The organism is Ensifer sp. 1H6 (genome assembly GCF_001976035.1).
Classification (GTDB): domain Bacteria; phylum Pseudomonadota; class Alphaproteobacteria; order Rhizobiales; family Rhizobiaceae; genus Ensifer; species Ensifer canadensis.
Window position 1 is genome coordinate 42,913 of record NZ_MOAI01000039.1, and the last position, 9,508, is coordinate 52,420.

Annotated in this window: 5 protein-coding genes; 4 read left to right on the plus strand and 1 reads right to left on the minus strand. The window is 62.2% G+C overall.

Going from position 1 to position 9,508, the window contains the following annotated elements; genetic code table 11:
- The first annotated feature begins 24 nt into the window (after positions 1 to 24).
- Genes BKP54_RS30665 through BKP54_RS30675 form a run of 3 tightly spaced genes read left to right on the plus strand, consistent with a single transcriptional unit; the run spans position 25 to position 4,155 of the window.
- On the plus strand, positions 25 to 2,202 hold the full coding sequence (locus tag BKP54_RS30665) for a type I secretion system permease/ATPase (RefSeq protein ID WP_057221324.1): 2,178 nt from the start codon (positions 25 to 27) through the stop codon (positions 2,200 to 2,202).
- Between the two features lie 60 nt (positions 2,203 to 2,262).
- Positions 2,263 to 3,543, plus strand: coding sequence for an HlyD family type I secretion periplasmic adaptor subunit (locus tag BKP54_RS30670; RefSeq protein ID WP_084815365.1), 1,281 nt, complete (start codon positions 2,263 to 2,265; stop codon positions 3,541 to 3,543).
- Positions 3,544 to 3,546: 3 nt separating this feature from the next.
- Entirely contained in the window at positions 3,547 to 4,155 is a 609-nt protein-coding gene (locus BKP54_RS30675; protein ID WP_084815366.1) for a ribbon-helix-helix domain-containing protein, read from the plus strand.
- 95 nt (positions 4,156 to 4,250) lie between these two features.
- Here BKP54_RS30675 and BKP54_RS30680 read toward each other — a convergent pair whose 3' ends face one another.
- Positions 4,251 to 5,198 carry a transglutaminase-like cysteine peptidase gene (locus BKP54_RS30680; protein WP_245317935.1) on the minus strand — a complete coding sequence of 316 codons (948 nt, stop codon included), beginning with the start codon at positions 5,196 to 5,198 and terminating at the stop codon, positions 4,251 to 4,253.
- A gap of 501 nt (positions 5,199 to 5,699) precedes the next feature.
- On the opposite strand from BKP54_RS30680, the gene BKP54_RS30685 reads away from it, so the two are divergent.
- Positions 5,700 to 9,508 (plus strand): VCBS domain-containing protein (locus BKP54_RS30685; protein WP_198956892.1); only part of this gene is annotated, 3,809 nt, incomplete at its 3' end.

The following is a 9,508-nucleotide window of genomic DNA, read 5'->3' on the forward strand; positions in this document are numbered from 1 at the left end:
TGAGGGCGGACACAACCGGTGGTGATGCAAGCTATTGACAGGCATGCGCAGATTGGCCCGTCCTTGACTGGCTTTTCCGAGGCGTTCAAGGAGATTTGCATCTTCTTGAACCGCCCCTCGTCAGACAGTGTGCTCTATTCCGACGTGCCCTTCGACGCCCGGTCGCCGAGCGCCGAAGACGTTTCCCGCATAGCTGAGCGCGTTGGCCTGGAGACGGAGCTTGTTTCCACGCGGGCCCTTGCCAATCGCGATTTCGTGTTCCCGCTGCTGCTCGTCTTTCGCGATGGCAGCGCCACGGCGTTGTTGGAGGAGGCGCCGGACGGGACTCTCAGTCTTTCGAACAAATTGGCAAGGCCCGACGAGACGGCGGTGAAGCTGTCTGATCTGCAACTCGGCGGGCTCGCCTATGCCGCGTCGTTCTCGGCGACCTATTTGAACGCGGCTGCCGGCCGGGGTGTTGGCGAGGCGCGCAACATTGACCGCCGACACTGGCTGACTTCGACGATCAAGCCCTTCTGGCAAGCCTATGTCCAGGTGGCGATCGCGACATTCTTCATCAACGTCCTGGCGCTCGCCGCGCCGCTGTTCACGATGAACGTGTACGATCGCATCCTGCCGAACAAGGCGATCGCGACGCTCTGGGTCCTGGCGCTGGGCATCAGCACCGCCATCCTCTTCGATTTCCTATTGAAGACGGTACGCGCGGCGCTGATCGACTACGCCGGCCGCAAGGCCGATCTGAAACTCTCCTACATGCTGTTCGAGAAGATTCTGCATGCAACCATGGCGTCGCGGCCGCCGTCCACCGGCGAGTATGCGAACCGGGCGATGCAGTACGAATTCGTGCGGGAGTTTTTCACGTCGAATACGCTCAGCATGATCATCGACAGTCTTTTCGTCTTCGTCTTCATCGCCGCCATCTATGCGGTGGCAGGTTGGATCGCGCTCATTCCAGCGATTGCTTTTATCTTGAGCCTCGTGATCGGCTACGTTGCGCAGTACAAGATCGGCAATCGCGTCGCCGCGGCATCCAACGAGTCCGCCCAGCGCCAGGCACTCCTGGTCGAAACGATCAGCGCGATCGAGACGGTGAAAACGCTGCATTCGGAAAAACAGCTGCTTCGCCGCTGGAACGAATTGGCCAAGCATTCCTCGAACACGGCCGAGAAAATCAAGGAGATTTCCTCCTGGGCGTCGCACGCGACGCAGTTCGTGCAGCAGTTGGTGACGGTCTGCATCGTCGTGGCCGGCGCCTATGAATTCACCGAAGGAAACATCTCCTCGGGCGCGATCATCGCCGCCAGCATGCTGGCCGGCCGCGCCGTCGCACCGCTCGGCCAGATTGCGATGACGCTGGCGCGACTGCGCCAGGCGCTTCTATCGCTGCGGATCCTGAATGCGGTGATGGAGCAGCCGGAGGATCGGCCCGATACGATCGGTTTCGTCAATCGCGAGATCCGCAACGGCAGCATTACCTTCGCCAATCTCGACTTCGCCTACCCGGGGACCGACCACAAAGTGGTCAGCGGCATGAACGTGGCGATCAAAGCGGGAGAGCGGGTGGGCATCATCGGCCGCATCGGTTCCGGCAAGACGACGATCGGCCGGCTGCTTGCCGGCCTCTACCCACCAAGCGCGGGGCGAATCCTGCTCGACGGCGTCGACATTCGCCAACTGCACCCCTCTGTCGTTCGCTCGGCGGTCTCGTTCGTGTCGCAGAATTCTGATCTGTTCTCGGGCACGATCAAGGAAAACCTCCTGATGGCAAATCCGACCGCCAGCGATGAAGAAGTGGTGGCGGCAGCGAGGCTTGCCGGTGTGGACGAATTCGTCTCCCACCATCCGCGCGGCTATGACATGCCCGTAGGTGAACGCGGTTCTCAGCTTTCCGGCGGGCAACGCCAGGCGGTTGCCATCGCACGGTTGCTGTTGCGCAAGCCGAAGGTCGTCTTCCTTGATGAGCCCTCCGGGGCAATGGACCTTGCAAGCGAACGTGAGCTGATCAACAAGCTCTCCACCGTCTTCAGCAGCGATGTCACCCTTTTGATATCGACGCATCGCCATAGCATGCTGAGCCTCGTCGATCGGCTGCTGGTTCTTGACCGCGGGCGCGTCGTTGCCGATGGCCCGAAGGCCGAGGTCATTGAGCAGTTGCAAAGGCGGCCCGGTCCTGCTGGCCCAGTGGCCGGAGCCGGCCTATGATGCACGCCTTCACAAAGATGACGAAAAGACGTCGGTTTGCACGTGGCGGGAGGGGTCAGCATGACTGAGAAACCGCCGCTTGCCGCGCGCGCCGGGTTGCTTGTCATCGGCTTGCTGATCAGCTCTTTCGTCGCCTGGGCGGCGATCGCCGAGGTTGATGAGATCGCCCGCGGTGAAGGCAAGGTCATCCCCGTCTCGAAGACGCAGATTATCCAGTCGAGTGAACCCGGCATCGTGCGCGAGATCGCGGTACAGCCCGGACAGGTCGTTCGCCGCGGCGATCTGATCCTCCGGCTCGACGATACCGCGAGCGGCTCCTCCCTTGGCGAACTCGAGGCCAAGGGGCGATCGCTGCGCGCGCAAGTCGCGCGGCTCAAACTCGAGGAGACCGGGGCCTACGACGCAAAATACCAATGTCCTGAGGACATCACTAAGGTCGCGCCGGCCATATGCGCCAACGAGGAACAACTGCTTCAAGCCAAGGCCGGCAATTTCAACAACAAGCTGTCGGTCATGCAAGCGCGTGAAGGCCAGCGGCAGAAGGAGCTTGCTGAGGCGGAGGCCAATATCACCCGCCTGACAGAGAGCCTGCAGTTGACCGAGCAAGAACAGGAAATGCTCGCGCCGATGGTCAAGCGCAAGCTCGTCGCGCAAACCGAGGTGCTCAGGGTCGAGAAGGAGCTTACCGATACCCGGGGTCAGCTCGCCCTCTGGAAGGAGTCGGTCGGAAAGCTGGAGGCGGCACTCAGGGAGGCAACCCTCCAGGTGACCGAATTGTCGCTGCAACTGAAGCAGGAGGCCCTGGCGGAGAAGACCGAGGCGCTTTCGCAACTTTCCGTAATCGAGGAAACCATCCGCGGCGCCAGCAGCCGGGTCGCCAACACCGACATTCGCTCACCAGTCGACGGCATCATCAATACGCTCGATGTCAACACGGTCGGCGCCTATGTGACGCCCGGTGGGGTGATCGCCGGCGTCGTACCGACATCGGAAGTACTGCTCGTTGAGGCGCGGCTATCTCCAAGGGACGTTGCGTTCGTGCGCGCCGGCCAGCCGGCGCTGATCAAGGTATCGGCTTATGATTTCTCGATTTACGGTGGCCTCGGCGGTGTTGTTGAGACCATCAGTGCCGACAGCCTGGTCGATCAGAACAATGGCGAGACCTACTATCTCGTGCGCGTCAAGACCGACACAGCCGCGCTGGTGAAGGATGGGCGCGAATATGCGATCATGCCCGGCATGATTGCGTCTGTGGATATCATGACCGGCAAGAAAACGATCCTTGCCTATCTGATGAAGCCGATCAACAAGGCGCGCGAGGAAGCTCTGCGGGAGCGCTGACCGATGAACGAGACACCGCCTCCCCCGTCCGACGCGGACCTGAGCGCTCTGCGGTTCCGTGTCGTCACCGTCGGCGGTCAGCGCCGCGGGATCAAGCTTGAGGAGATCTATTGGCAGAGCCTTGGCGAGCTTGCCGCGCGGCAAGGCCATAAGCTCGCGGATATCGTTGCCGCCTGCGAAACAGAACTCGAGGGCGAAGGCAATCTGACGGCGCGGCTGCGTTTTATCGCCACCCGCTACCTGCGCAACGAACTTTCGTCGGCCAATGAGCGCAGCAACTTGGCTGTGGTTGCAGCCCAGGTCCGAGCAAGCCCGTCGCCGGCCTTTGCGCTCACGGGGAATAAGCATATCATTGCCTATAACCCCGCCTTCCTCTCCTTCGTCCAATCACGTGTCCTGCGGTCGCACCTGCCCCAACCGGCACGAGGCTTGAAGCTCTCTTTCGACGTTCAGTTTGTCGATCTCGTGCGCCGCCTCAAGGAGACCCCCGGCGAACCGCAATCGGCAGGCTTCACCATAGGAGCGCAGGGGCAGAACACGCGGGGCAAACTCACCGCCGCCCTCGCACCGCTCTCCGACCAGGACGTCATCATCGGCTTTATTCTGGCCTGATCCAATGCGACCGCCGCTGCGACAGCGTAGTTACAATGGCGACCCTTTCGAGCGGTCACCCATTCGACGAAAGGCATTGCGTTTGGAGATGAGGTTTAGCGAAGCGCGACGCCCTCTCCGGGCATGACATCGGACAGAGGTGCGGCCGAAGCGACCTTGTCGCCGGTCGACTTGACGCCGTGGATCCAGGAGCGGTCGGCGCTGACCGAGAAGAGCGGCTGGTAGTTGGGCAGGGCACGGTCGGGCTTCACCTCGTCGCTCAGATTGTCGAGAATGAAGTGGCCCTGGCTCGTCGTGATCGCGAGCACCGCGTGATAGAGGTTGCGTCGGACATCGCGCAGAACGACGACCGACATGGCTTCCGGCGGCAGGCCGGCCGCCTTGAGAGCGGCCATCTTCAGGATGGCATAGTCTTCGCAGTCGCCCTTGCCGCGGGCGAGAATTTCGTCCGGCGTTGCCCAATAATCCTTGGAGCCGTAGTTCTCAGCGTCCGGCTGGTAGCGGACAAGCCGGTTCACCGTCCGGTTGATGCCGCTGATCTTCTGCCGGAAGGCGAGGCCGTTGGCGTTTTCGATCGCCTTGCCGAGGATGCCGCGAGCGGCACAACCACTCTCGTTGGCGCAGTGGTCGAAATCGGCTGCAGCGACCGCCGGAAAGACAGTTTTCCATTTGCGGGCCACGGGGATCGAAGAGACGCGGAAGGCGACGGAATGAAAAACGGCGGAGGGCGTCGACTGCGCCGGTGTTTGGCCGCCGAGGTTGGTGCGTGCCGTCACCGCCACTTTCTGCACCTGCTGACGCTTGAGCCCTTCGGAAGCTTGCTTCGACCAGGTACCGATCGTCTCAGTGGCGACGGCCGCCAGCGGACTTGCGAGGCTCATCATCTGCTGGAAGAGGCCGGGCTGGAGCATGCCGGGCTGTCCGGCCTGCACAGAGGATATCGCTGAAAGCGATGCCAGGCCGATCGCAAACACCGAAGTCATCAGGTATTTTCCGCAGTGCTTCCAGCTCTTCTTGTTCATCGCCGTGTCTCTCGGTTGCATGGAGACACTCTACGAACGAAAAGAAAAATGCAGGTAAAGCCGTATGTATTATTTAGTATGTGCCGCAACAATACGTTTTATTTAAAATTCTATTCAAATTTTATACTACTGTATTCTTTTGGGCCAGTGACGATTCACGTATAGAAGTCACCAATTCGTCGTCATGAGATGTGCGACGGCCTGGAGCAGGCCGTTTGGCTCTTGTGTCGGTTGTTTCATGAGGATGCGTTCAAAGGAACGCCTTGCAACGCGGCCCGTTGCGATTGACGGGCGCATTTTGTCACCGTTCTCTGTAAAACAGGGCTGCTTTTTATGGCTCCGGCGGCCCGCTTGGGGCACTCGTTTCGAATCCATGACCAGAACTATTAAAATTGCGTCAATCTAACCAATTTTGGGTATTAGCATATCATAGTATGCTGTTCTTCTCTAATCCCTTCGATGCCGATTGCGGCCGCACAAAGTTGATGTTCTCTTGCCCGCAAAGGTCGAGGGGTATTTTCTATGGCAACCGCAGGCACCACAAATTCCAACGAAGCCGCCGCAAACCCGGCAGAGGCAATCGAGTACCGCGATGCACCGGATGGCAAAGCCGGCCGGTTGATAGCACAGACCGGTGCTGGCGCGGCGGGAGAGCCGCAGCTCCTGGACCAGGCAACCGGCGCTCCAGTGAAGGGCGCTGAGAACGCGCCCCAAACGCCGCCGATGCCGGCAACGGTCAGCGCCGATGCTTCAAATGTTGTGCACCTGCCTGCAGGCGCATCGATCGAAAAGATCCAGGTGGTCGGCACTGATATCGTTTTGGAACAGCCTGATGGCTCTACGATCACGATCCAGAACGCCGCATTGAAAGTTCCGACCTTTGTCATCGGTGACGCCGAAATTCCGCGCGAAACCCTCGTGGCGGTGCTTGGAGAAAACGGTATCAACGTCGCCGCGGGCCCGGATGGCACCATCAGCGTCGTGTCGAACCAAAGCAGCGGCGGGGATCTCTCCGATGCGACCGGCGACATCGGCCAGGCCGGGCCGGTCATCGACTTGCTCGCCCCGACCGCCCTGGAGTTTCCTGCGCTTGAAGCGACCGAGCGTCTGCCCTTCGCGCTTGACCCCAACGATGACCCGTCGATCATCCCCGACTCCAAAGATAATCCAGGCGGCATCGCGGTGAGCGACAGGCAAGTCGACGAAGCCGGCCTCGCAGTCGGATCGCGTGCGGGCGATGGCAGTGCGTCGGTCAGCGGTGTGTTTGCCCTCACCGATCCGGACGGGCTTGACGACATCGCTGGCCTGACCATCAACGGTCAGACGTTCGCCATCGGCGGTCTCGTCGGGCAAACGGTTGTGGGTCAATTCGGTACATTGACCATCACCGGCTACAACCCGCTTACCGGTGTGGCGGAGTACACCTACGAGCTGACGAGCGCAGTCACGAGTTCCGGGGTCAATCCCGGTACGAATATCGAGCAGGACCGGGACATCTTCGACCTCACGGTCACCGATCACGATGGTGCCGGCGGTTCGGCCACCCTCCAGATCGATATCATCGACGACGTTCCGGTGATCGGGATCACCGAACCGGCCGCGCCGAGCGTGGTGGAAGGCCAGACGCTTGCCGGCAGCTGGACGCTTTCGGCAGGTGCCGATGGCGTCGGCACAGTCGACGTGACGGTCGGCAACACGACGCAGACGCTGACCCTGACGGCGGGCCAGTCGGTGGCGTTTGCGCTTGCCGAGGGTACGCTGACGGTCAATGCCGACAAGACCTGGTCGTTTGCAGCGGCCAGCAACCTCAACAATGCGGGCGGCGTCAATGTCAGCTTCACGCTGTCGGCCAAGGATGCCGACAACGACACGACGAGCGACAGCCAGACGATCACCGTGACGGACGGCGCCGGCCCGGCAGTCGATCCGCTTGCGGCTTCCGCATCGCTTGCACTCGACGACCAGAACCTGGCCGACGGCAGCACGCCGGGCGCCGACACCAGCAGCGGCACGATCGGCTTCGTGGCCGGTTCGGATGCGATCGCCACCATCGTCTTCGGCGACACCAGCACCCTCACCGGTGCGCTGACCTGGGATCGGGTCTCCGACACCCAGATCGTCGGCAAGGCCGGCGGCGTGACCATCGTCACCCTCGACCTGGTGCGCAGCGGCGACAGCGCGACCGTGACGGCGACGCTTACCGACAACTATGCCAGCCATCCCGGCGTCAATGCCGACGATCTCGCCGCACTCGGCTCGGTCAAGGTCATCGCTTCCGACACGGACGGCGACCAGACCGAAGGCACCGTCTCCGTCTCGGTCTCCGACGACGTTGCGACGGCTGCAGCGGACACGGATAGCGCGACCGAAGATGATGTGCTCGTTGCGGATGGCAATGTACTGACCGGCTCGGGTGGCACGGATGCCAATGGTACGGACGGTGTCAAGGACGTGCGGGGGGCAGACGGGGCGTCGGTCACGGCCGTATCGTCTGGCGACGCGGCGGGCGTAGTTGGTGGCGCAACGGTCGGCCAGTTCGGTACGCTGGTTTTGGGCGCTGACGGCAGCTACACCTATACACTGAACAACGCGCATGGCGCCGTCCAAGGTCTTGCTGCGGGCCAGACAGTGACGGATACGTTCAGTTACGAGATCACTGATGGCGATGGCGACAAATCGTCGACGACGGTGACGGTCACCATCACCGGCACGAACGACGTTCCAGTGATCACCTCTGCGGTGCAGAGCGGTTCGGTGACGGAGATCGCCGACGGTGCTGCGGGCGAGAATGCGACAACGCATGCGCAGAATGGTGCGGTAACCTTTGCCGATGTCGATACGCTCGACACGCACAGCGCAACTTTCACCGCACAGGGCGCCAGCTACCTCGGCACCTTCGCGCTCGGCGCGCTGAACCAGGCGGGTGACTCGGTCGGCTGGAGCTTCGAGGTCGCCGACGGCGTGCTCGACAGCCTGCAGGCCGGTCAGACGCTGACGCAGAAGTACGACGTGACCGTCGATGACGGCCATGGCGGCACGGCAGTGCAGACGGTGACGATCACCATCACCGGCACGAACGACGTTCCAGTGATCACCTCTGCGGTGCAGAGCGGTTCGGTGACGGAGATCGCCGACGGTGTTGCGGGCGAGAATGCCACGACGCATGCACAGAATGGTGCGGTGACCTTTGCCGACGTCGATACGCTCGACACGCACAGCGCTTCCTTCGCCGCCCAGGGCCCCAGCTACCTCGGCACCTTCGCGCTGGCGGCGGTGAACCAGGCGGGTGACTCGGTCGGCTGGAGCTTCGAGGTCGCCGACGGCGTGCTCGACAGCCTGCAGGCCGGTCAGACGCTGACGCAGAAGTACGACGTGACCGTCGATGACGGCCATGGTGGCACGGCAGTGCAGACGGTGACGATTGTGATCACCGGCACGAACGACGTTCCACTGATCACCTCGGGCACGCAGAGTGGCTCGGTGACGGAGATCGCCGACGGTGTTGCGGGCGAGAATGCGACGACGCATGCGCAGAATGGTGCGGTAACCTTTGCCGACGTCGACACGCTCGACACGCACAGCGCAACTTTCACCGCACAGGGCGGCGGCTATCTGGGTACCTTCTCGCTCGGCGCGCTGAACCAGGCGGGTGACTCGGTCGGCTGGAACTTCCAGGTCGCCGACGGCGTGCTCGACTCGCTGCAGGCCGGCCAGACGCTGACGCAGAAGTATGACGTGACGGTCGATGACGGCCATGGTGGCACGGCAGTGCAGACGGTGACGATTGTGATCACCGGCACGAACGACGTTCCGGTGATCACCTCGGGCACGCAGAGTGGCTCCGTGACGGAGATCGCCGACGGTGTTGCGGGCGAGAATGCGACAACGCATGCACAGAATGGTGCGGTAACCTTTGCCGACGTCGATACGCTCGACACCCACAGTGCCGGCTTCACGGCCCAGGGCCCCAGCTACCTCGGCACCTTCGCGCTGGCGGCGGTGAACCAGGCGGGTGACTCGGTCGGCTGGAGCTTCGAGGTCGCCGACGGCGTGCTCGACAGCCTGCAGGCCGGCCAGACGCTGACGCAGAAGTACGACGTGACCGTCGATGACGGCCATGGCGGCACGGCAGTGCAGACGGTGACGATTGTGATCACCGGCACGAACGACGTTCCGGTGATCACCTCTGCGGTGCAGAGCGGTGCGGTGACGGAACGAGCTGATAACGCGGCCGGTGAGAATGCGGTTGTGCATGTGCAGGGCGGCGCGGTCACTTTTGCCGATGTGGATACGCTCGACACACACAACGCCAGCTTCGCGGCGCAGGGTGG